Annotated in this window: 22 protein-coding genes and 1 tRNA gene; 12 read left to right on the top strand and 11 right to left on the bottom strand. The window is 70.7% G+C overall.

Annotated features, from left to right (window positions below):
- Positions 1-170: 170 nt before the first annotated feature.
- The 3 genes from ACZ4Z4_RS21095 to ACZ4Z4_RS21085 are packed head-to-tail and all read right to left on the bottom strand — an operon-like array spanning position 171 to position 1,436.
- A complete protein-coding gene (locus ACZ4Z4_RS21095) occupies positions 171-560 on the bottom strand; it encodes a hypothetical protein (protein WP_468329153.1) in 390 nt (129 codons plus the stop codon).
- Positions 551-982 carry an ATP-binding protein gene (locus tag ACZ4Z4_RS21090; RefSeq protein ID WP_468329150.1) on the bottom strand — a complete coding sequence of 144 codons (432 nt, stop codon included), beginning with the start codon at positions 980-982 and terminating at the stop codon, positions 551-553. The genes ACZ4Z4_RS21095 and ACZ4Z4_RS21090 overlap by 10 nt, the downstream gene beginning before the upstream one ends.
- Positions 983-1,028: 46 nt before the next feature.
- Entirely contained in the window at positions 1,029-1,436 is a 408-nt protein-coding gene (locus ACZ4Z4_RS21085; protein WP_150217308.1) for an NUDIX hydrolase, read from the bottom strand.
- A gap of 107 nt (positions 1,437-1,543) precedes the next feature.
- Here ACZ4Z4_RS21085 and ACZ4Z4_RS21080 point away from each other — a divergent pair, with 107 nt between their 5' ends.
- The 10 genes from ACZ4Z4_RS21080 (at position 1,544) to ACZ4Z4_RS21035 (ending at position 8,505) form a co-directional block, all read left to right on the top strand.
- On the top strand, positions 1,544-2,329 hold the full coding sequence (locus tag ACZ4Z4_RS21080) for a GntR family transcriptional regulator (protein WP_468329146.1): 786 nt from the start codon (positions 1,544-1,546) through the stop codon (positions 2,327-2,329).
- A gap of 164 nt (positions 2,330-2,493) precedes the next feature.
- Positions 2,494-2,850, top strand: coding sequence for an SCO3933 family regulatory protein (locus ACZ4Z4_RS21075; RefSeq protein ID WP_468329143.1), 357 nt, complete (start codon positions 2,494-2,496; stop codon positions 2,848-2,850).
- Positions 2,850-4,226: an FtsK/SpoIIIE domain-containing protein gene (locus tag ACZ4Z4_RS21070; protein ID WP_468329140.1), complete on the top strand. Its 1,377-nt coding sequence runs from the start codon at positions 2,850-2,852 to the stop codon at positions 4,224-4,226. Before ACZ4Z4_RS21075 ends, ACZ4Z4_RS21070 begins: the two co-directional genes overlap by 1 nt.
- Before the next feature lie 86 nt (positions 4,227-4,312).
- A complete protein-coding gene (locus ACZ4Z4_RS21065; RefSeq protein ID WP_468329137.1) occupies positions 4,313-4,963 on the top strand; it encodes a DUF2637 domain-containing protein in 651 nt (216 codons plus the stop codon).
- Positions 4,964-5,001: 38 nt separating this feature from the next.
- Positions 5,002-5,193 (top strand): mobile element transfer protein, encoded by a 192-nt coding sequence (locus ACZ4Z4_RS21060; protein ID WP_468329134.1) that lies wholly within the window; start codon positions 5,002-5,004, stop codon positions 5,191-5,193.
- Between the two features lie 14 nt (positions 5,194-5,207).
- Positions 5,208-5,402, top strand: a complete 195-nt coding sequence (locus ACZ4Z4_RS21055; protein ID WP_468329131.1) for a hypothetical protein — start codon at positions 5,208-5,210, stop codon at positions 5,400-5,402.
- Between the two features lie 25 nt (positions 5,403-5,427).
- Positions 5,428-5,673: a SpdD protein gene (locus tag ACZ4Z4_RS21050; RefSeq protein WP_468329128.1), complete on the top strand. Its 246-nt coding sequence runs from the start codon at positions 5,428-5,430 to the stop codon at positions 5,671-5,673.
- 162 nt (positions 5,674-5,835) lie between these two features.
- Entirely contained in the window at positions 5,836-7,131 is a 1,296-nt protein-coding gene (locus ACZ4Z4_RS21045; protein WP_468329125.1) for a replication initiator, read from the top strand.
- Entirely contained in the window at positions 7,124-7,336 is a 213-nt protein-coding gene (locus tag ACZ4Z4_RS21040) for an excisionase family DNA-binding protein (RefSeq protein WP_030788957.1), read from the top strand. The genes ACZ4Z4_RS21045 and ACZ4Z4_RS21040 overlap by 8 nt, the downstream gene beginning before the upstream one ends.
- Entirely contained in the window at positions 7,336-8,505 is a 1,170-nt protein-coding gene (locus tag ACZ4Z4_RS21035) for a tyrosine-type recombinase/integrase (protein ID WP_468329122.1), read from the top strand. Before ACZ4Z4_RS21040 ends, ACZ4Z4_RS21035 begins: the two co-directional genes overlap by 1 nt.
- 50 nt (positions 8,506-8,555) lie before the next feature.
- Here the strand turns inward: ACZ4Z4_RS21035 and ACZ4Z4_RS21030 are convergent.
- Positions 8,556-8,629: transfer RNA gene (locus tag ACZ4Z4_RS21030), tRNA-Gly, on the bottom strand.
- Between the two features lie 568 nt (positions 8,630-9,197).
- Between ACZ4Z4_RS21030 and dcd the strand changes: the two genes are divergently transcribed.
- Together dcd and ACZ4Z4_RS21020 are read left to right on the top strand one after the other, a co-directional pair.
- On the top strand, positions 9,198-9,773 hold the full coding sequence (gene dcd / locus ACZ4Z4_RS21025; protein WP_030788950.1) for a dCTP deaminase: 576 nt from the start codon (positions 9,198-9,200) through the stop codon (positions 9,771-9,773).
- Between the two features lie 8 nt (positions 9,774-9,781).
- Positions 9,782-10,279, top strand: a complete 498-nt coding sequence (locus ACZ4Z4_RS21020; protein ID WP_468329119.1) for a phosphoribosyltransferase — start codon at positions 9,782-9,784, stop codon at positions 10,277-10,279.
- A 78-nt stretch (positions 10,280-10,357) separates the two neighbouring features.
- Here the strand turns inward: ACZ4Z4_RS21020 and ACZ4Z4_RS21015 are convergent, their stop codons facing one another.
- The 7 genes from ACZ4Z4_RS21015 to ACZ4Z4_RS20985 form a co-directional block, all read right to left on the bottom strand.
- On the bottom strand, positions 10,358-11,335 hold the full coding sequence (locus tag ACZ4Z4_RS21015) for a Yip1 family protein (protein WP_468329116.1): 978 nt from the start codon (positions 11,333-11,335) through the stop codon (positions 10,358-10,360).
- Positions 11,336-11,462: 127 nt separating this feature from the next.
- Positions 11,463-12,962 (bottom strand): FG-GAP-like repeat-containing protein, encoded by a 1,500-nt coding sequence (locus tag ACZ4Z4_RS21010; RefSeq protein WP_468329113.1) that lies wholly within the window; start codon positions 12,960-12,962, stop codon positions 11,463-11,465.
- 62 nt (positions 12,963-13,024) lie between these two features.
- Positions 13,025-14,470, bottom strand: a complete 1,446-nt coding sequence (locus ACZ4Z4_RS21005) for a hypothetical protein (RefSeq protein WP_468329110.1) — start codon at positions 14,468-14,470, stop codon at positions 13,025-13,027.
- A 91-nt stretch (positions 14,471-14,561) separates the two neighbouring features.
- Entirely contained in the window at positions 14,562-16,049 is a 1,488-nt protein-coding gene (locus ACZ4Z4_RS21000; RefSeq protein ID WP_468329108.1) for a VCBS repeat-containing protein, read from the bottom strand.
- Positions 16,050-16,294: 245 nt separating this feature from the next.
- Positions 16,295-17,809, bottom strand: coding sequence for an FG-GAP and VCBS repeat-containing protein (locus ACZ4Z4_RS20995; protein ID WP_468329105.1), 1,515 nt, complete (start codon positions 17,807-17,809; stop codon positions 16,295-16,297).
- Between the two features lie 52 nt (positions 17,810-17,861).
- Positions 17,862-19,301, bottom strand: coding sequence for an FG-GAP-like repeat-containing protein (locus ACZ4Z4_RS20990; RefSeq protein WP_468329102.1), 1,440 nt, complete (start codon positions 19,299-19,301; stop codon positions 17,862-17,864).
- Between the two features lie 1,824 nt (positions 19,302-21,125).
- The gene (locus ACZ4Z4_RS20985; protein ID WP_468329099.1) at positions 21,126-21,890 is read right to left on the bottom strand and encodes a helix-turn-helix domain-containing protein; all 765 of its coding nucleotides are present in this window, start codon (positions 21,888-21,890) and stop codon (positions 21,126-21,128) included.
- Positions 21,891-21,994: the final 104 nt, after the last annotated feature.

The following is a 21,994-nucleotide window of genomic DNA, read 5'->3' as shown; positions in this document are numbered from 1 at the left end:
CGTCGGGTGCTCGACTCATGACCCCCGGGCCTACCCACAGTGGGCGGGCGTCGGCGCAGCCGGGGCGGAGCGGGCCGAAGGCAGGAGCGGCAGCCCCGAGCGGAGCCGGGGAGCCCGCCCGGCGGAGCGGAGCGCAGCCGGGTGCTTGAACCAGTAGAGAAAGTTGTAACTCAGTCCGCCTGTCGGGGCTTGAAGTCGTGTGCGTATGCCGGGAGTTCTGCTGCCTGGCGGTGTGCGAGGGGCAGGAAGAGGACTGGGCGGATCGTCCAGGTGATGCGTGTGTCCGCGTGGATTACTGAGACCGTGCAGGGCTGCTTCTGGAGGAGTGCTCTGCGGGTGTGGACGCGGTCCTCGTACAGCCACTGCCAGGCTTCGTCTGCTGCGTCGGCGTCGAGTGCCGGGGAGATGGTGCGGAGTGCGACCGCTACCCATCGGTCCGCCTGGGGTGCTGAGTAGGCGTCGAAGGATGCTCGTAGGTGTGGTTCGGACTGGCTGTCCGTCGTCGTGGGTTCCGTCCAGCACTCGCACCAGTAGCCGCGGCGGGGCCTGCTCATTGGCATAGTTGGGCTCCCTGGCCGGCCTGGGTGTAGAGGGCCGCGGTGACCGTGTGGCCGTGGTCGCTGTCGTTGACGATGACTCGGTGCGCGATGGCGCTGACCATCTCCAGGCCCCGGCCGTGTTCAGCCTCTCCGTCCTGGTGCTCGACCTTGGGGGCGGTTCCCGTGCCTCCGTCGTCGGTGACCGACAGCGCGACCATCTGCGGGGATACCTCGATGGCCAGGGAGAAGCTGCCCGACTGGCGCCCGCTGGCCGTGTGCAGGATCGCGTTCGTGCTCAGCTCGCTCACGATGAGTTCGGCGGCGTCCGCGAGTGGTGAGCCGCGCAGGATGTCCCGCGTCCAGCGGCGGGCCCGGCTGATCTCTTCGGGGAATCCTGGGCAAGTGAGGCCCCAGACTCGGGCGGTGCTCGTATACTCGTGCATACAAGTTCCTTCGTGCTGGTAGGCCGCCATGTGCAGCGGGTTCGAGCTAGACGAGTTTCACGCCGTCGTGGGCGCGAATGGCCGGCGGGGATGCCGCGTCGAGTGCGTCCAGGACGCGGATCGCGTAGGCCTCGTCGGCGAGTTCGGTGACTTCTTCGCGGGTCGCCCAGCGCAGAGCTCGGGTCTCGTCGCCGGTGGTGGGCGTACCGTCGGCGGCCTCGCAGCGGAAGACCATGGAGACGATCAAGCCCGTCATGTTCTTGTAGATGCCGGTGAGCGTCGCCGGAAGCACGATCTTGATTCCGGTTTCTTCGAGGACCTCGCGTTGCAAGGCCTCGGGGATCGTCTCCTCGCGTTCGAGGATTCCGCCCGGGGGCTCCCACTTGCCGTTGTCACGGCGCTTGATCAGGAGGGCGCGATCCTGATCATCGACGATGACTCCGGCAACGCTCACGGAGTGCGGACGGTCAGTGCTCACGGTCCTCGGCCCTCTCGGATGGCTAGGCTTTCCACCGTAGCAACAACACTCGCCCACTCGTCTAGATACCTAAAGGAGTACACGTGACGTCACTCCCGAGCCTGCTCGGTGACATCGACCCCACGAGTGATCGTGCGGTCTTTCGGCAGATCGCTGACCAGCTGCGCGAGGCCATCGACCGTGGGCGATTCAAGGAGAGCGAAAAGCTGCCTTCGGAGGCCGAACTCGTCGAGCACTACGGCGTATCCCGGATGACCGTTCGGAACTCCTTCTCCGTGTTGCAGGGTGAGGGCCTGGTCCATGCCGAGCATGGCAAGGGCGTCTTCGTACGACCGCGGCCTCCCGTGCGACGGCTCGCCTCCGACCGCTTCGCTCGGCGCCACCGCGAGCAGGGCAAGTCTGCCTTCATCGTCGAGGCCGACGCTGCGGGCAGCCACCCCCAGGTGGACAGCCTGGAGGTCAAGGAGGAGAAGGCCAGTCAGGACATCTCCACCCGCCTTGGCTCGGTGCGGCGTGTGCTCGCTCGTCGGCGGCGGTATCTGCTCGATGGCCGGCCGGTCGAGTTCGCCACCTCGTACCTCCCGCTCGACATCGCACGCGGTACGCAGATCGCCGAACCCAATCCCGGCCCCGGCGGCATCTACGCCCGCCTCGAAGAACTGGGCCACCACCTCGACCACTTCGACGAGGAGATCCGGGCGCGGATGCCCGCACCGTCCGAGGTGAAGACGCTCCGGCTGGCCTCCGGTGTACCCGTGATCCACCTGGTCCGCACCGCGTACGACACGGAAGGGCGGGCCGTGGAGGTCTGCGACACCGTCATGGCGGCGGACGCCTACGTCCTGTCGTACCAGCTCCCGGCCACGTGACGGCCTGACGACTGTGGCGCGCGGTGGTCCGCACCCCGAACTCGTATACGCCAACAGGCCTACTCGTATAGACGAGTTGGCAAGTTGTGTGGCACAGTGGACGGCGTTCCCGGAGATCGGGTTCCAACGTCGCATCTTGTATAGACGAGTAGATGGGAAGAACCTTGCCAACCATTCGCGTGGAGACCTCGGCCGCGACGATCCTGCTCACTGAGGCGCCCGAGCCCAAGGTCCGCGACCGTCAGACCGGCGAGATCGCCAAGGACGCCACCAGCGGTGAATCGCTGATGACGATCGGCGTCGTCTACATCGAGGAGGGCGAGTCGTCCCTGATCAAGGTGACCATCCCGGAGAGCGGAGTGTCCGAGGGGCTGACGCTCGGTGCGCCGGTCTCGCTGCCAGGACTCGTCGCCCGACCGTGGGAGAGCGTCTTCAACGGCCAGCAGCGGCACGGCATCGCCTACCGCTGCGCCGCCGTCACTCCGGCCGCCTTCCCGGCCGCCATGGGGGCCTCGGCCTGATGACGGACCTGACGACGCTTCTGGAGGTGGGTGGTCCTGTCGCCGCAATCGGCGGCGGGGCTGCCTACACCCGGGCCAAGCACCCCGGGGTCTACTGGTCTGCGGTCGGCCTGCCGATATCCACGGCCCGGCTGCTCAGCTCGTACGGCTCGGTCATGGAGGCCTGCGGCCTGTCCGTGACGCCGTCCCGCCTGCGTGTCCTGGCGGTCAAGGCCACAACCCGTGGGGAGATCCGTCCGGTACCGCCTCGGCGCGGAATCATCCGCCCGACCACGACCGGCTTACGGCTCCGGCTGCGGCTCGCACCGGGCCAGGAACCCGCCGACGTGGCCGCCTCGGCCGAACGGCTGCGGCACGCCTGGGGAGTTCATGCCGTCTACGTGACCACAGTCAAGCCTGGCGTGATCGACCTGCGACTCGTCGGCTATGACGTGCTGCGAGAGGTCCGTATGCCGCGCAAAGCGGTGGGCGGATTCCTGAAAGTGCCCGTAGCGCTGCGGGAAGACGCCACACCATTCGTACGTGACTACCGCGTGGTGCCGCACGGCCTCTCCCTGGGAGCCACGCTGTCGGGCAAGTCCATGTACCTGCGACACCTCGTTGCCGGACTCGCACCGCAGCCCGTCGCCCTGGTCGGCATCGACTGCAAGCGCGGTGTGGAGCTGGCGCCCTTCGCCTCGCGGCTGTCGGCGCTCGCCACCGATCCCGAGCAGGCCGCCGAGTTGCTGCCCGTGCTCATCAAGGAGATGGAGGACCGGTACGACCTGATCAAGGGACGCCAGAGGATCGCACCGGGCACGCCGAACGAGGAGATCACCTCCGACATCTGGGGGCTTCCCGAGCAGGAACGACCCGTGCCCGTAGTCCTGTTCGTCGACGAAGTGGCGGAACTCTTCCTCGTCGCCACAAGGAAGGAGGAAGAGCGACGGGACGAGATGGTCACTCAGCTCATCCGGCTTGCCCAACTCGGCCGTGCGGCCGGTATCTACCTGGAGGTGTGCGGGCAGCGGTTCGGCGCCGAGCTCGGCAAGGGCGCCACGATGCTCCGGGCCCAGTTGACCGGCCGCGTCTGCCACCGCGTGAACGACGAAGCCTCCGCGAAAATGGCGCTCGGCGACATCGCACCCGAAGCGGTCTCCGCCGCCTGCGCCATCCCTGCCGAACGACCCGGTCTCGCCGTCGCCGGTGACACCTCGGGCGGCTGGTCCCGCATCCGTACGCCGTATCTCTCGCTGTCCGACGCTGCCGAGACCTGCCGCGCGTCGGCCCACATGGTCCCCGACCTGCCCGCGCTGAAGACCTTCCGGCCCTCCGTACCCGCGCAGCCGGTCGAGTCCCCGGCTTCGGTCGTACGGCCGCGACCGGTCACCGGCTGAGCCGCACTCTCCTGCACCCCGGTCGGCGTGGCTGTCTCGCGCCAAGTCCCTACCCCTGCCATGCCTGAATCGGAAGGAGCCGCAGCATGCGCGCCCAACTCGCCCGTATCGATGCGGTGCTCGTACAGGCCGTCATTGCGGCAGCCTTGTCCTTCGCCCACCTGCACGACGTCGCCTCGGCGGCCGGACAAGACGGGTGGAAGGCGTGGGCCTATCCGATCTCGGTCGACCTGCTGCTCGTCGCTGCCTGGCGTCGGCTGCGGACCGGTGAGACCAAAGCCGCGGGATGGTGCTGGTTCGTCATCGCGCTCGCCGCTTCCCTCGGCGCGAACGTCGCCACCGCCGGACTGCTCGACATGAACCACGTGCCGGCCTGGCTCCGCATCCTCGTCGCGGGCTGGCCTGCGGTCGCCTTCCTCGGCGGGACACTCCTCGCACACTCGACGCCGACACCGCCCGACGAGGTCCGGGAGCAAGACCCCGAGGGCGTCGACGACCAGGAGGACGCGCCCGATCCCGTACCGGAGCTCTCGTCGTCACCGGCTTCGGCCACCGAGTCCGCCCTCACCTCGACCCCTCCGCCCACGGTTGCCGTCCCGGCCGCCCTCGTCGACCACGCCCGCAAAGTCGCCACCGAACACCACGCCCGCACCGGCACTGCCATCGACACCACGACCCTGCGCGCCCGTCTCGGCGTCCCGATGCCCATGGCCGACGCCATCGCCGCCCAGCTCTGAACGCCCGAAAGCTCTGAACGTCCTGAAGGGAGATCCACATGAGCGCCAACCGCCGTTTCCGCTCCGTCGCCCGTACCGGTCCCGTCCAGGTCGGCACGTCGTACGACGGCCGCGGCCGTGAGAAGCACACCGCTGCCTGCACGGCCCCGCGCTGCGGCTTCTCCGCCGACTACGACAGTCGCGCCGCCGCCGAGCTGGCCGCCCGTACCCACCGCTGCCCCGTCCGCTGAAAGGACCCGCTTCCGTGACCGTCAGCCTGCCGCTCGTCTTCGTCCTCGGTCTCTTGGCCTGGGGAGCCGTCAAGTTCCTCGGCGTCCGTACGTGGATCGTCGTCGTGATCGCTCTGTTCGGCTTCTGGCTCTCGCACACCTTCATGGCCCCGGCCATCGAATCCGGTACGCGCTCCGGCGTGGACGTCGTAAACGGCTCACATGTCTAGACGAGTAGGTAAGAAGAATTTCGCCGTGTTCCTGCCCAAGTGCCCCGACAGCCCGACGCCGCCGCCCGCCCACCACCACACGGGGGCCGACCCGAATCCCGTACGGCGATCCGCGCCTCAGATCTCCATCACCAGCGGGGCGGTCGTGACCGTCCTCGTCGGCGGCGTCGTGCTGACCGCCCTCCTGGCCGCCATCGCCGTGACGGCCATCTCCGTCGCGGTGTGCGCCGTCGTCATCCGCTCGATGCTCCGCAACCAGCGGCGGCGCTAGTCGCCAGCGCTGCTAGACCCCCGGGGCGGCCCTGATACCGCCAAGCATCCGCCGCCCCGGGGGCCCTGTCCCTCCTGACCGAAGCCAGAAGGAGAAGCCATCATTACCCGCACCACCCCGCCCCCGCTCAGCGAACTCGGTCAACTGGCCGCAACCGGCACCATGCCCGCGCTCCTGCGCCAACTCTCCGGTCTCGGCGGCTGCACGCACCCCATCCGTCTCGACGGCCACCGCACCGAGCACGCCATCGACACCCGAACCGGCGAGATCGGCAACGTCCTCCACCACCTCGACTCCACCAACCTCCCCGCCGGTCACCTCCTCGTCCGCTGCAACAACCGCCGTACGACCCGCTGCCCGGCCTGCGCGGAGATCTACCGCCGCGACACCTTCCACCTGATCACCTCCGGCCTGCGCGGTGGCAAGGGCGTCCCCGAACGCGTCGCCGCCCACCCTCGCGTCTTCGCCACCTTCACCGCCCCCGGCTTCGGGCCGGTCCACAACCGCCCCACCGGCTCGGCCGGAACGGTCCGCCCTTGCCGTTGCGGCGTCGTCCACGACCAGGACGACATCGCCCTCGGCACCCCGCTCGACCCGGACACCTACGACTACGAAGCAGCCGTGCTCTGGAACGCGCACGCGGGCCTGCTCTGGCGGCGCTTCTCGATCTACCTCCGCCGGGAGATCGCCAAGCGTGCCGGCCTCACCCAACGCGCCTTCCGCGAGTACGCCCGGGTCTCCTTCGCCAAGGTCGCTGAGTACCAGAAACGCGGCGCCGTCCACTTCCACGCGGTCATCCGCATCGACGGCCCCGAAGGCGGCGACACCCCACCTCCGGCCTGGGCAAGCGCCGAGCTGCTGACCGACGCGATCCGCGCCGCCGCGACCACCGCGCGCGTGGATGGCCCGGTCATCGACAACCACGCCCACGCCTTCACCTTCGGCCGCCAACTCGACGTACGCACCGTCCGATCCGCCGACTTCGACAACGGCCAGGAGCTGACCGAACGAGCCGTTGCCGCGTACATCGCCAAGTACGCGACCAAGGGCGCCGAAACCGCCACGGGAGCGCTGGACCGCCCCCTCAAGTTCCTCGCCGAACTCGCCCAGCTCGACATCAGCGACCACGCCCGCCGCATGGTCCGTACCGCGTGGACCCTAGGTGCACGCAAGGAACTGGAAGAACTCCGGCTCCGGGCCTGGGCCCACATGCTCGGCTTCCGCGGCCACTTCTCCACGAAGAGTCGCCGCTACTCCGTCACCCTTGGCGCCCTCCGCGACGCCCGAGCCGAATGGCGCCGAGCCCAAGCCGTCACCGACGACCAGGCCACCCCGGACTCGACCCTCGTCCTCGCCCACTGGGTCTACGCCGGAACCGGCCTCACCGACGCCGAAGCCTGGCTCGCCGAAACCCTCGAACCCGCCCCCGGAACGGAAGGGGAACCCACCTGTGGCTGAGCGGCATCTCTCCGTCGACCAGGTCGCCGAGCTGCTCGGCACGACGGCCCGCTTCCCGCGTCGGCTCATCGAGGAGCGACGCATCCGGTACGTGAAGGTCGGCCGCCACGTGCGCATCCCGGAAAGCGCGGTCGAGGAGTTCATCACCTCCCACACGGTCGAGCCGATCAAGCGGTCTCGTGCTCGCTACGGGAGGGCTGCCTGATGGCGAACAGCAGGGGGAGGCGTCGCCGCTTCGGTGCGATTCGGCGGCTGCCGTCCGGCCGCTACCAGGCGCGGTACCCGGGGCCAGACGGCGTGATGCGCCCGGCGCCGTTCACCTTCGAGACGACCGCCGACGCTGACGACTGGCTGGCCGAGAAGCAGACCGAGATCCGCAGAGGTGATTGGCGGGACCCAGAGGCCGGGGCTGGCAACCTTCGCGCCTACGCAGACAAGTGGGTCGAGGAGCGCGAACTCAGCGTGCTCACGCGCGACCTGTACCGGTACCTCCTGGACCGGCACATCCTCCCGACCTTCGGTGATGACGACCTCGACGAGATCACCGCGCCCCGCGTCCGCACCTGGCGCACCGAGCGTCTCCGTACTGGCGCCAAGACGGCGACGGCCAAGGCGTACCGCCTCCTCAAGGCCATCATGGAGACCGCCGTCGATGACGACCTGATCCGCCGCAACCCGTGTCGGATCAAGGGCGCGGGTGCCGAGAAGGCACAGGAACGGCCTACGGCTACCGTCGCGCAGGTCGATGCCCTCGCCGAAGCGGTCGGCATGCGGTGGCGTCTCATGGTCTACCTCGGCGCCTACGGTCCGACCCGGCCCGAAGAACTGGCTGGGCTCCGCCGCCGGGACGTCGACCTCGACGCTCTGCGCATCACGGTGCGGACAGCAGAACCCGAGAGGACGAACGGGCGACGCGCGCCCGGCGACACCAAGTCGGACGCCGGTACCCGCACGATCCACCTGCCCGCGTTCCTGGAGCGTGAGGTCCGCTGGCACATGGAGTCGTTCGCCGAGGAGGGACCGAACGGCCTCGTCTTCGTCGGTGATCGCGGGGCGCCCTTCCGGCGGAGCACCTTCGGCAAGTACTGGCGCAGGGCGCGCGCGGTCGCCGGTCTGCCGGACAACTTCCGGTTCTACGATCTCCGCCACACCGGGCACACTCTGTCGACCCGATCCGGCGCGACCCTGAAGGACACGATGGTCCGCGCCGGCCAGTCGTCCGAGAAGGCGGCGATGATCTACCAGCACTCCGAGGAGGAGCGTCAGCAAGAGGTCGCTGGGATGCTCGATCGGAGTGTTCGGAAGGCTCGCCGGGCTGTGGCACGGAAGCCGGATGATCAGGCATCTGGCACGGATGTGGCACGCGACGGCTGAGCGGAAGCGGACAGCAGAAAGGCCCGGGTCGATGACCTGGGCCTTCTTCGTGGAGCGGGTGACGAGAATCGAACTCGCACTCTCAGCTTGGGAAGCTGATGTTCTACCACTAAACTACACCCGCGAAAGACACCGTCCCGAAGCGCCCAGAAGGTGCTTCGAAGCCGTGTCGTACCGTCGCACACTGTACCTCATCCCGGGCCCCCGGCGCTCCCGCCGCGGGGCCCGAGTCGTGTGTGGGAGGGGGGATGCGCCGTGCGGCGGGAGGGAGTTGGGGCGTACCGTGGGGCCTGGTCGCGCCGCCTGGAGGGCCGTCCCTTTCATACCGTAATGTGGGCGTTCGTCGTCGGCTCGGAGGCGAGCGAGAGACGAGTGAGTACGGGTACGTACGAGCTCACCTACGACTGGGGAAGGGACTCGAAGACTTGATGGAGCGCACCGTCGTCCGATGTGCCGAAGGGCACGTGTTCAGCACCGCTTCGTTCCCGATGCAGCAGGCGGACCGGCTCGGTCCCGGCCGGCTCATCCGGTGCCCGCGCTGTGCCCGGCTCCGGCACGCCGTGCCGGTGATGCTGGAGAAGCGGTAGCGGGAGCGGGCCCTACGGGGCGCAGCGGCGCCGAGCGTGGAGTCGTGTGAGCGCGCGGGTCTGTCCGATTGGGGCGGGCCCGCGCGCTCTGCGTATCCTCGGTGCGTGCTTCTCTCAGACAAGGACATCCGGGCCGAGATCGACTCCGGACGGGTGCGGATCGACCCGTACGACGAATCCATGGTGCAGCCCTCGAGCATCGATGTGCGGCTGGACCGCTACTTCCGGGTGTTCGAGAATCACCGCTACCCCCACATCGACCCCTCCGTCGAGCAGGCCGATCTGACGCGGCTCGTGGAGCCCGAGGGCGACGAGCCGTTCATCCTGCACCCGGGTGAGTTCGTGCTCGCGTCGACGTACGAGGTCGTCAGCCTGCCCGATGATCTCGCGAGCCGGCTGGAGGGGAAGTCCAGCCTCGGGCGGCTCGGGCTCGTCACGCACTCCACCGCCGGGTTCATCGACCCGGGGTTCAGCGGCCACGTGACCCTGGAGCTGTCGAATCTGGCAACCTTGCCGATCAAGCTCTGGCCGGGGATGAAGATCGGGCAGCTCTGTCTTTTCCGGCTGACCTCGTCCGCCGAGGAGCCCTACGGCTCGGCGCGGTACGGGTCGCGTTACCAGGGGCAGCGCGGTCCCACCGCCTCCCGTTCCTTCCTCAACTTCCATCGGACCCAGGTGTGAGCAGCGGTATGAGTGACGTGCGCGAGAACCTTACGTATGACAAGTTCGGCGGCGCTGTGCGGGAGCTCGCGCAGACCATCGCCGACGACGGGTACCAGCCCGACATCATCATCTCCATCGCCCGTGGTGGCGTCTTCGTCGCGGGCGGGCTCGCCTACGCGCTCGACTGCAAGAACATCCACCTGGTGAACGTGGAGTTCTATACGGGGGTCGGGACGACTCTTGAGATGCCTGTCATGCTCGCCCCCGTTCCCAACGTCATCGACTTCACCGACAAGAAGGTGCTCATCGCCGATGACGTCGCCGACACCGGGAAGACGCTGAAGCTCGTCCACGACTTCTGCCTCGACCACGTCGCCGAGGTGCGGTCCGCCGTCATCTATGAGAAGTCGCACTCCCTCGTGAAGTGCGAGTACGTGTGGAAGCGCACCGATGAGTGGATCAACTTCCCGTGGAGCGTCGAGCCGCCCGTTGTGAAGCGTGAGGGTCAGGTTCTCGACGCCTGACGGATGCGTGTGACGTGACTCTGTGAATGAGGAGGGCCCGGGACTGCTCGTCAGTCCCGGGCCCTCCTCACGTACGTACTAGAACGTGCCCAGCTTGATGATCGACAGGATCGCAAGGAGCTGGATCGTGGACGCGCCCAGCGCCTTCGGCCACGGCAGGTCGTGGGACTTGCTGACCATCGTGGTGAGCAGCGCGCCCGCCGCCAGCCAGGTCGCCCAGCCGAGCAGCTGCACGAAGGGCTGGCCGCCGCCGAGGAACATGGCCACGATCACGCGCGGCGCGTCCGTGAGCGACATGATCAGCATGGAGAGGCCCACCGTCGGCTGCCAGGCGCCGTCGCCGCCGAGCTGGCGGGCGAGGGTGTGCGTGACCACGCCCAGGATGAAGGCGCTGATGGTGATCGCGACGCCGGTGGTGAGGACGAAGGGCACCGCGGACGACAGCGTGGCGTTGATCGCGTCGTCGCGGGCGTCGTCGAAGCCGAAGATCGCGAGCAGGCCGTAGAGGAACGTGACGATGAGGGCGGGGGCCCACATCGCGTAGTCCCGCATGTGCAGGAAGGTGGGGCCGGGGCGCAGCACGATGCCGCGCAGCAGCTCCTTCCAGTGCAGACGGGGGCCGAGGACCGGGGCGGGGGCCTGGCCGGCGCGGTAGGTGTCGCCCTGGGTGTAGGGGTCCTCGCCGATGGAGAAGGCCTGGGTGTGCCCGGGGTTGTTCGCCGCGTACGGGTCGTGGCCGCCCTGGGGGGCGTGCCCTTGCCCGTACCCCTGGCCCTGGCCGTACCCCTGGCCCTGGCCGTGGGCGTCGGGGCCGCCGAAGTACTCCGGCTCGCCGTGGTTGCCGCTGCCGGCGCCCGCCTGCGGCCACTGCTGGCCGCCGCCACCGCCACCGGCGTACGGCGGCTGCGGGCGCTGCGGGGTCGACGGCGCGGGTGGGTAGCCGTACGGCTGCGGGCCGCCCTGGGGGGCCTGCTGTCCGTACGGCTGCTGCCGCGGTTGTTGTTGCGGTCGCGCGGCGCGGTTGTCCCGGCCGCGTCCGATCCTGAATCCAGCCACGAATCGAACGTACCTGGTCTTCGGGGGTCGGGTCGTCCCTCCCCGGGAGGAGACGGGCTTTGCGGCCGACCTGTGACAACCCTTAGGGGAACCCTGAAGGGTCAGGGTTCCCGTGGGTCAGCGCCGGTCAGCGGCCGAGCACCGCCCCGTACGCGTACGGGTGCGAAGACGCGGGCAGCCCGATGGAGTTGGGCGTGATGGCCCTGCTGCCCGTGGCGCCGCCGCCGGGCAGCTCCCAGACGCCGCCCGCGGAGGCGTTCTCGCCGGGGGCGGCCACGGAGACGTCGGGGCGGCCGTCGCCGTTGTGGTCGGCGGCGGCGAGGTTCGCGCCGAAGGTGTCGCCCTGCTCGGCCGCGCCGGGGATGCCGGGGGTGTTCTGCTGGTACGCGACCGCGCCGGCCGCCGAGCCGTCCGCGTTCAGGATGCCCTTCGCGCCGCCCTTCAGGACGGTGACGCTGCCCGCCCTGGCGGCGCTGCCGATGGCCTCGCCGGGGGCGCCCGCGATCAGGTCGTCCTTGCCGTCGCCGTCGAGGTCCGCGGCGGTGAGGGCGTTGCCGAAGTCGTCACCCGTTTCGGCGACGCCCGGGACGCCGGGGGTGTCCTGGTTGAGGGTCTGGCCCTCCCAGACGAGGCCGGTGCCGTCCCCGTAGTGGATGTGGATGCCGCCGCCCTTCGCGATCTCCTCGGGGCCGCACGGGTCGTCGATGTTCTCGTCGGCGATCTCACGGCAGTTGCCGAGGGCGAGGTCGTCGTTGCCGTCACCGTTGAAGTCACCGGTGGCGAGGGCGTTCGCGGCGCTGTTGTCGCTGCTCCACGTAAGGAAGAACCCGTACTCGTCCCTGCTGTAGTCGTACAGCTGGACGTGCGACTGGGTGTTGGGCTGGTTCTGCGTGTAGTACGCGACGGCCAGCTCGGGGCGGCCGTCGGAGTTGTAGTCGCCGGTCGTCATGACGGGGGCGCGGCCGCCCATGGGCCTGGCCATGAGGGGCTGGGTGCGGTCGACGAGCGGGTGGGCGTTGTAGACCACCTGGTCCTTGCCGCCGATGGCCAGGTCGACGTCCGTGTCGCCGGTGAAGTCCGCGGCGACCAGGGCGTTTCCGTAGGCGGCGCCGGACTTGTCGCCGCGGGCCGCCGTGTTGGCCACGGCGAAGCCGTCACCGGTGCCGTACAGGACGGTGACCGAGCCCGCGTCGGTCTTGGCGTCGATGTCCTCGCCCGGGGCGCCGATGACGAGGTCGGCGTACTTGTCGTCGTCTATGTACGCGGTGGTGACCGCGCCGCCGAAGCGGTCACCGGCCTCCGGGGTGCCGGGGACCTCGACGGTGGCCTGCGTGATGCGCCGCACGCCGTTCGTGCCCGGTCCGTCCTTGCCGCCGAAGACGACGCTCACGTAGCCGGCCTTCGCCTTCCCGTCGACGGTGCCGCTGGGCACGCCGACGGCGAGGTCGGCGTATCCGTCGCCGTCGAAGTCGCTGGTGAGGGGGGTGGGTTCGGTGGGGGGTGCGGCGTGCGCGGCCGTGGTGAGGGGCAGGGTGAGGCCGGCGGCGGCCAGAGCGGTGGCCGCGGCGAGGGCGAGGGGGCGTGTGCGTGTGCTGGTGCTGTTGCTGGTGCTTGTGCTTGTGCGCACGGGGGCTCCAACTCTTCGAGGAGGTACGGGTGGGAGGGGCGAGATGTGACGCGGCCCGTGTCTCAGGGGGCCTGTACCGAGGACCAGTAGGTGTTCACGGTCTTGGACAGGCCCACCGCGCCCGCCGTGATGTCGTACGACGTGCCGAGGCCCAGGCCCGACGACGTGCCCTTGAAGACCCAGACGCCGCCCGTGTTGCGGGTGGAGCCGGGGGCGATCTCGCCGGGTACGCCGGTCACGAGGTCGGGCCGCCCGTCCTTCGTGACGTCGGCGAAGCGGACCGTGGTGCCGAAGTCGTCCTCGCGCTCCGCGGTGCCGGGCACACCGGCCGAGTCCTGGGAGAGGGTGAACGAGCCCGAGCCGGTGGGGCCTTGGGGGCCGCCGGGGACGATGACGACCGTGCCGGCGCCCTTGGCCCTGCCGAGCGTCTCACCGGGCGTACCGACGGCGATGTCGCCATAGCCGTCGCCGTTGATGTCGGCGACGCTCACGTCCGTGCCGAAGGAGTCGTTGCTCTCGGCGGACCCGGGCACGCCGGGCGTCGACTGGTGGATCAGCAGCGGTCGCGCGGTGGGATCGATGCCCCTCGCACTGCCCGGCCAGATCGCGATCTGGCCGCCCTTGTGGCCGGTGCCGCCCGTCGGGGTGCCGTCGATCTCCGCGTCGGTGGGGTCGCCGATGACGAGGTCGCCGTAGCCGTCGCCGTTGACGTCGCCGATGGTGGCGTTGTCGCCGTCGGTGGACAGCGGGCGGTTGCCGCTCGCCGCCGGGTTCACGTACACGGCGCCGTCCGGGTAGTCGCCCATGCCCACGGTGATGTCCACGGTGTCGGAAGCCTTGTCGCCGTCGAGGTCACCGAGGACCGTGTCGTCCACCGAGCCCGTGCCGAACGCCGTGCTGTTGGAGACGGGCTTGCCGGACCTGGTGAAGGGGCCCGTCATACGGCGGCTCGCGCACCATCCGGCGACGGAGACCTTGCTCCCGTTGCCGGTGGCGGCTTTCTGCGCGGCGAGGCCGACCCCGTAAATGCACCCCGCGTTGCCGTAGGAACCACCCGGGGTGGGCAGCGACGCACTGCCTTTCAGGCCCTGGGCGCTGCCCCACAGGACCGTGACGCCACCGCGGTTCTTGGCGCTGCCGACGTCCTCGTAAGGAGCGCCCACCAGCAGGTCCGCGTATCCGTCCGCGTCGAGGTCGGCGGAGGCCACTGACTGCCCGAACCGGTCGTACGCCTCCGCGGCGCCCGTCACCCCCGCCGAGGACTGCGTGATCAACTGCTTCTTCGCGGCTCGCGGGCCCGATGCCGAGCCGTACAGGACGACGACGGCGCCCGCCTCGTCCTTGCCGGAGACCTTGGCGTCGGGGGCCGCGACGGCGACATCGCGGTATCCGTCGCCGTTGAAGTCGTCGGTGTACTTGGCGGGCGCGGCGGACGCCGTGGTGGTGGGGAGGGCGAGCAGGCCGGTCGTCGTCAGGGACGCGGCGAGGAAGAGGGTGCGTATGCGCACGGGCGCTCCGGGAAGGGGTGGGGCCGGGCCCGCGTGGGTGGGCGCGGGCCCGGCGGAGGGGGCGGGGAGGGGCCCGGGAGGGGCCGGGACGTCAGTCGGCGAAGTTCGCGCCGAGGCGCGGCGTGCCTGCCGCCGAGATGCCCACCGTCGACGTGTAGACGCCGGCCGAGCCGGTGAGGGAGCCGTCGCTCTTGCTGGTCAGCGGGTAGAACGCGCCGTTCCCGCCGTTCTCGCCGTACGCGCCGACGGTGACGTCGCCCCGGCCGTCGCCGTTCAGGTCGTCGACGTGGATGTCCGCGCCGAAGTAGTCGCCCTTCTCGTTGGAGTTGGGGACGCCCCGGGTGTTCTGGTCGAGGAGGACCGCGCCGTCCGTGGAGAGGCCCGAGCCGTCCGCCTTGCCGTAGATGACGGTGGCGGAGCCCGCGTCCGTGACGCCGTCGAGGTCCTCGCCGGGGGAGCCCACGACCAGGTCGAGGTGCCCGTCCCCGTTGACGTCGCCGAGGTCCAGCTCACCGCCGAACGAGTCGCCCTTCTCGCCCGCGCCCGGCACGCCCGCCGTGTCCTGGGTGAAGACCTGCGTCTCGCCGTACGGACCGTTCGCCGCGCCGTGGGCGACGTACACCGTGCCGCCCTTGTTCGCGCCGGCGATCTCGTCGTCCCACTCCAGGCCGATGACGATGTCGCCGTAGCCGTCGCCGTCCGTGTCGCCGACGTCGGTGATGATGCCGCCGGGCAGCCGCTGCTGGTTGGTGGTCTTGAGGCCGTCGGCGGTGCCGGGCACCCACAGGTTGGCGTTGTAGCCGTCGCCGGTGGAGTAGCCGTCGACGATGAGGTCTTCCCGCTTGTCGCCGTTCACGTCGCCGGAGTGCAGGTTGAAGGGTCCCGCGCCCTCGCCGCTCTGGATGGCGGGCTTGATCGTGTAGCGGCTGGTGCCGGTGCCGCTGCTGCGGGAGATCTTGCCGTTGAGCACGTCGATGGTGGCCGAGCCGGACCGGGCGCCGATGGCGAGGTCGGTGGTGCCGTCGCCGTCGAAGTCGCCGGCCTCGATGGGCCCGCCGAAGTAGTCGTGGCCGCTCGGGCGGGGGTCCTGCACCGTCGTACCGCCGGAGAGGCCGTTCGCGGAGCCCCACAGGATCTGCGCGCTGCCGCCGTCCTTGTCGCTGCCGACGTCCTCGCCGGGAACGCCGACCGCGAGGTCGTCGTAGCCGTCGCGGTTGAAGTCGCCGTACGCGGTGTCGTAGCCGAAGGTGTCGCCCGTCTCGGCGGAGCCGGGGACGCCCGCGCTGTTCTGGCTGAAGGTCTTGTGGCGCAGCGTGCTGCCGCCGTACGTGACGGTGACCTGGCCCGCGCCGTCCTTCCCGCCGACGTTGGCGCCGGCCGCGGAGGTCGCGAGGTCCGCGACGCCGTCGCCGTTGAAGTCGGCCTCGTGCGAGGGCAGCGGGTCCGCGGGCGCGGCGGACGCGGTGGTTGCCGTGACGGCGAGCAGCCCGCCCGTCAGCGCGGCCGCGGTGGCCGTCGCCGCGGCGAGGCGCGTGCGTCTGGAACGGACGGTGGTGGAGGTGCGCTTGTGCTTGGCCATGCGGTACTCCTGCGGCAGGCGGGGATGCCTGGCGGGCATCCGCGGTCGATGGGGGCCGGGGTGGGCGTGTTCACCGGGCGTTGGCCCTGGCGTCATGCCGTGATCGGCTAAAGGGAGACCTGCGGTGGGGCACAAGGGTTGTACGGAGGGCGGGAGTTGGGGTGAATGGCGGGTTTCGGGCGTCTTGCGCACCGGGCGGGCCGGATCTCCGGGATCCGGCCCGCCCCCCCTGCGATGCTCCTGGCTTACTTGCCGAGAACCATCCCGTACTCCCGCGCGCCCGTGAGCCCCAGCTTGCCCGGCGTCACCGAGGTGACCGCCGGGTTCGGGCCGTCCTTGGGGGTCGCGGCATACCAGACGCCGCCCTTCTGCCCGTCCTCGCCGGGCGCGCCGACCGCGACGTCCGGGTAGGAGTCGCCGTTGTAGTCGCCGGTCGCGACGGCCGCGCCGAGGTGGTCGTCGGCCTCCGCCGTGCCCGCCACGCCCGCGGTGTTCTGGCTGAAGGCGGGGCCGGTGAGGTCACCGCCGGTGCCGGACGAGGCGAGGATCCAGTACGTGCCCGCGTTCTGGGCGGTGCCGACGGCCTCGGCGTCGGCGCCGACGACCAGCTCGTCGATGCCGTCCCGGTCGAGGTTGCCGACCGCGAGCCGCGCGCCGAAGTTGTCACCGGTCTCGGCGGTGCCGCCGACCTGCGGGCTGTTCTGGGAGGTGCAGGAGGCGCCGCCGTCGCCGAGGTTGCCGCCCTGCTTGCCGTAGACGACGGCGATGGCGCCGCCGAGGATGTCCTCGCAGTAGGTGCCCTCGGCCTCAGGGTTCGGCCGCATGTTGCCGATGGCGAGGTCCGCGCTGCCGTCGCCGTCGAAGTCGCCGGTGGCGAGCGCGGTCTCGGAGCTGTCGGCCGTGCGCCAGGTCTCCTTCCACTCGCCCGAGGCGCGGCTCTGCACGGTCGTGCCGCTGACCTCCATGCCGCGGTACGAGATGGCGAGGTCGTCGCCGCCGTCGCCGTCGAAGTCACCGGCGGCGAGGGCGGACGCGCCCGCGAAGTGCCAGCCGGTGACCCGGGAGACCGTGGCGGGCGAGCCCGTGGTGAAGGGGCCGGGCCGGGTCACGACCGCGTTGGACTCGTCGAAGTGCGAGTTGAGGGCGATGTCCTGGTCACCGTCCTTGTCGAAGTCGCCGGTGGTGAGCAGTGAGCCGTACCTGGCGCTGTCGACGGTGCCGTTGGCGGCGGTGAAGCCGCTCTTGAAGCCGGTCGCGGAGCCCCAGACGACCGCGATGGTGCCGGCGGCCGAGCCGGCGGTGGTCGCCTCGCCGGGCGCGCCGACGACCAGGTCGCTGTAACCGTCGCCGTTCATGTCGTTCGAGTCGACGGCGTGGCCGAACTTGTCGCCCGCCTCGGCGGTGCCGGGCACGCCCGCCGTGGCCTGGCTGACGGTGGCCGAGCCGTGCTTGCCGAGGCCGGAGGCGCCGCCCCAGACGACGTTGACGTATCCGGCCTTGGCGTGGCCGCCGACCGTCGCGCCGGGCACGCCGACGGCGAGGTCGACGTAGCCGTCGCCGTTGTAGTCGGCGTGGATCTTCGAGGGGGCGGTGGGGGCGGCGGGGGCAGCCGCGGACGCGTTGCCCGCGGTGAGGCCGGTGACGCCGAGGGCGGTGGCGGCGCAGAGGGCGCCTGCCGCGAGGAGCTTGTTGCGCGTGTTGCTACGCGTGGTGTTGCGCGCGGTCTTTCGCACGTACGAGGACATGGAGAGGTCTCTCAATGGTTGAGGGTGTGCATGAGTGGGGGCCGGGCGGGTGCCCGGCGGGGGCGGGTCAGCGCACGGTGCGGCCGAAGCCGGCTCCGGTGCCGCCGACCCCGAAGTCGGTGCCGTTGAAGGAGGCGGCGTGGGACGAGGTGAGCCCCGTCGACGTGCCGCGCAGGACCCACACGGCGCCGACGTCCCGGGTCGTGCCGATGTCCTCGCCGGTCGCGCCGGTGGCCAGGTCGGCCCTGCCGTTCTTGTTGATGTCCTTGAGCCGGACGGACGTGCCGAAGCGGTCGCCGGCCTCGGCGATGCCGGGTACGCCCGCGGTTTCCTGGTGCCAGGCCTTGCCCGAGGTGAACTTCCCGGCCGTGGACTTCAGGACCGTCACGCTCCCGGCACCGGCGACCGCGTCGCCCGTCCCGCCGACCGTCCCACCGACCGTCTCGCCGGGGGCGCCCACCGCGAGGTCCGCGAGGCCGTCACCGGTCACGTCGCCCGCGGAGACGGAACCGCCGAAGCTGTCGTCGTTCTCGTCCGTGCCGGGGACGCCGACGCTGTCCTGGTTGTACGTCACGGGCGCGCCGAACTTCCCGTCGCCACCGAGCCGCACGGTAATCGAACCGCCCTTGCCACCGGCCGAGTCGCCGCCATTACCGGTGATCAGGTCGTCGTAACCGTCGCCGTCGACGTCACCGGCGGTGGCCGCGTCGCGTGTCGCGGTCGAGGGGGCGTCCGCGCCGATGACCTCGGACCGGTAGCCGTAGTCGCCGACTCCGCCGTTCATGTGGGCGGTGTAGACACTGCCGTCCGCGCGCTCGCCGAACAGGACGAAGCCGACGCCCTCCTTGTACTTGAAGTTGCCGGCGATCATGCCGTCGAGGCGTACGTCCTCGGGCAGGAAGTCGACCTCCAGGCCGTGCACGCGGCCGTTCTCGCCCGCGCCGGTGTAGAAGTACCAGTTGTCGCCGCTGACCACGGCGAGCTGGGGCGCGCCGTCGTAGTCCAGGTCGGTCCAGACGGCGGCCTCGCCGAACCGGCCCTTCGTGTCGGCCGGGGAGTTCAGGGCGCGGCCGCCGGAGGTGAACGCGTTCTTGCCGCCGTGGATGACGGTGACGGAGCCGGAGGGCTTGCCCTCCACCTGCTCGCCGGGGGCGCCGACGATCAGATCGGCGAAGCCGTCCCCGTTCACGTCTCCGCTGGTCACGTTCTCGCCGAACTCGTCACCCGGCTCGGTGACGCCGGGTACGCCGGAGGTGTTCTGGGTGACGGTGACAGCGCGGTCCTCACCGACGCCGCTCGCCGAACCGAAGGTCACCGTGACGGAGTTGGAGTCGGGCGCCCCGATCGCGAGGTCGCGGTACCCATCGCCATTGAAGTCGTCCTTCAAAGTGGACTTCGACTGCAAGCCGGTGGAGACGGCGTTCGCCGACGCGGCCGCGGGCAGCGTCAGCCCTGTGGCCGCGAGGGCGATGACGGTGGCGGTGACGACCAGGCTTCTTACGCGCACGTGGGTCTCCCGGGCCTCTGGAACCTTTGGATCCTTTGGATGCTTTGGGTGTTGCTTGCGGGGGTGTGACTCGTGAGGCGTACGAAGGGTTGTGCGAGGGGGGTGGTGGGGTGAACGGGAGGTGAGGCGGGGGTCGGGGCGGGGACTTCGGTGGGCCGGTGTCTTTGCTGGTGGCCGGGGCCGCCCGGTTTTTGCGGAGTGTGGCGGTTCCGGGCCGGCAGTAAAGGGCGCTCCTGCGTCGCGTCGGCTCCGCCGATTCCGCTCCGCTCCACCCTTGACTGCCGCCCCTGCACCGCACGTTGACTTCGACCCGGCCGGCCAGGGGTGGGGTCTACGGGGACCGGGGGCTGGGCCATCCCCTTTCATCGCCGTGTGCGGCCCGGCCCAACGTAAGCCGACGCCACCGTCGAGGTGGCCGACCCCGGCTACGCCGCTCGGGCCATCCGCTTGCGCTGCCGGGTGCGGACCGGCCCATCGTGTGCGCGGGTCACGCTCCCGGCTCGGCCGCCCACGCGGCCCGGCCCCGCCGCTCGGGCTATCGGCTCTCGCTGCCGGGTGCGGACCGGTTCAACGTGTGCGCGGGCCACGGTCGGGGCGCAGCCACCCGCCCGGCTCGGCGGCCGGGTCATCACCTTGCGCTGCCGGGTGCGGCCCGGCCCATCGTGTGTCGACGTCACGCTTGGGGCGCGGCTACCCGCGCGGGCCGGTGGCCGGGTCAGCGGCCTTCATCGCCGGGTGCGGACCGGCCCAGCGCGGCACGAGCCACGGTCGGGGCGCAGCCAGCCGCCCATACGGTTTCGCCGCTCGGGCCACCACCTTTCGCGGCCGGGTGCCGCCCGCCATAACGCGGGCGCGGGACCCGGTTGGGGCGCAGTCGCCCGCCCGGCTTGGCGGCCAGGTCACGCGCCTTCATTGCCGGGTGCCGACCAGCCCATCGCGGTGCGGGTCCCGGCCCCGGCTCAGCCGCCCGGTCGGGCCTCGCCGCTCGCGTTCTCGGCTCGCGCGGGGAGGGGTGGTCGATGTGCTGGCAAGCCCGGGCCCGCCCCCTCCCCCCGGCACCTACTTCCGCAAAGTTGTGAATGAGGAGGCCGCGCGCCCCCTGTATGCACGCAATGCGCCGCCCGGCCGGAAGGGCACCCGGGACCTACTTTCGCGAAGTTGCGAATGCGTTTGCCGCACGCCCCCCACCACACGGCCAATGCGCCCCCAGCGTGCGAAGCCCCGTGCGCCAGAAACCTGCGACGGATGGGCATGCGGGACGGCGCGTGGGGTGTGGCAAGGGGGCGCGCGGACCCTCCATTCACAACTTTGCGGAAGTAGGTGCCGGGGGGAGGAGGGGGGCGGTCCCCGCATGCCCGACGACGCTACAACCACACCACACCACACCGGGCAGCCCACGTTGAGCCGGGCCGCACCCGGCCGCGTGAGGTGATGACCCGGCCGCCGGGCCGCGCGGGTGGCCGAGCCTCGACCGGGGCGCGCGCCTACGTTGGGCCGGTCCGCACCCGGCAGCGCAAGCGGATGGCCCGAGCGGCGTAGCCGGGGTCGGCCACCTCGACGGTGGCGTCGGCTTACGTTGGGCCGGGCCGCACACGGCGATGAAAGGGGATGGCCCAGCCCGCGAGTCCCGTCGCCCCACCCCTGGCCGGCCGGGGCAAAGTCGACGTGCGGTGGAGGGGCGGCAGTCAAGGGTGGAGCGGAGCGGAATCGGCGGAGCCGACGCGACGCAGGAGCGCCCTTTACTGGCGGCCCGGAGGCGCCACACTCCGCAAAAACCGGGCGGCCCCGGCCACCAGCAAAGGCACCGGCCCACCGAAGACTCCCTCAGTCCCCCGCCCGGGCACCGCCAGCATCCGGCTTCGTGTACAGAATCTCCCGCGCCTGCTCCGCCGCCCGAACAATGCTCTCGGAGACGAAGTCCACGAAACGGGCGACGTTTTCGAGGCGGGCGCCGGCCGGGGTGTCGGGGCCGAGGACGACGACACCCTGCCGCGCCGTCTCGACGAGCTGGGTGTGGGCCCGGGCGCTGGCGATCATCGACTGGTACCAGACGTCGTTGTCGACGACATAGCGCTCGCGACGGCGGTCGTCGCGCTCCCGGCGGATCAGACCCTGGCTGTCGAGGAACGCCACCGCCTTGGAGATCGACGCCGGGCTGACCTGAAGGTGCTGGACGAGTTCGGACGCGGTGAGGCTGCCCGTGTCGCTCACGGAGACGGCGACCAGCACCCGGGCGGTCATCTTCGGCAGGCCCGACTGCATGAAGACGGTGGCGAGCAACTCCTCGTACTCGCGCACCGCCTCGTCGTCGCGCCCATGGGCCTGCGAAGAGGCCGTCGAAGCAGAGGCCCGTCGGGCGGCCTGCGTCCCCCGGGGCGCTGACTGCTTGCGCCGGTGGGCGCGGTGCTCGGTGGCGCGGTGCGCCAGGTCGGCGCGGTAGGCGGTGGGACCGCCATTGCGCATGACCTCGCGCGTGATCGTCGAGGTGGGGCGGTCCAGGCGCCTGGCGATCTCCGCGTAGGCGAGCTCGTCGGCCAGCCCCGACGCGATCTGCCGGCGTTCCTGCTGGGTGAGTCTGCCTCCCGGCATCACGTTCTCCTCGCGGTCGTCCTTGGTGCCGTCAGCTTAGCGTTCAGTTTCAACCCATTGCAACGAGTGCGTTCGTCATCGTTGCCTTGAATTTACAGTTGTTG

The organism is Streptomyces sp. NPDC030245 (genome assembly GCF_055572995.1).
This window is presented reverse-complemented; position numbering and strand designations above follow the sequence as displayed.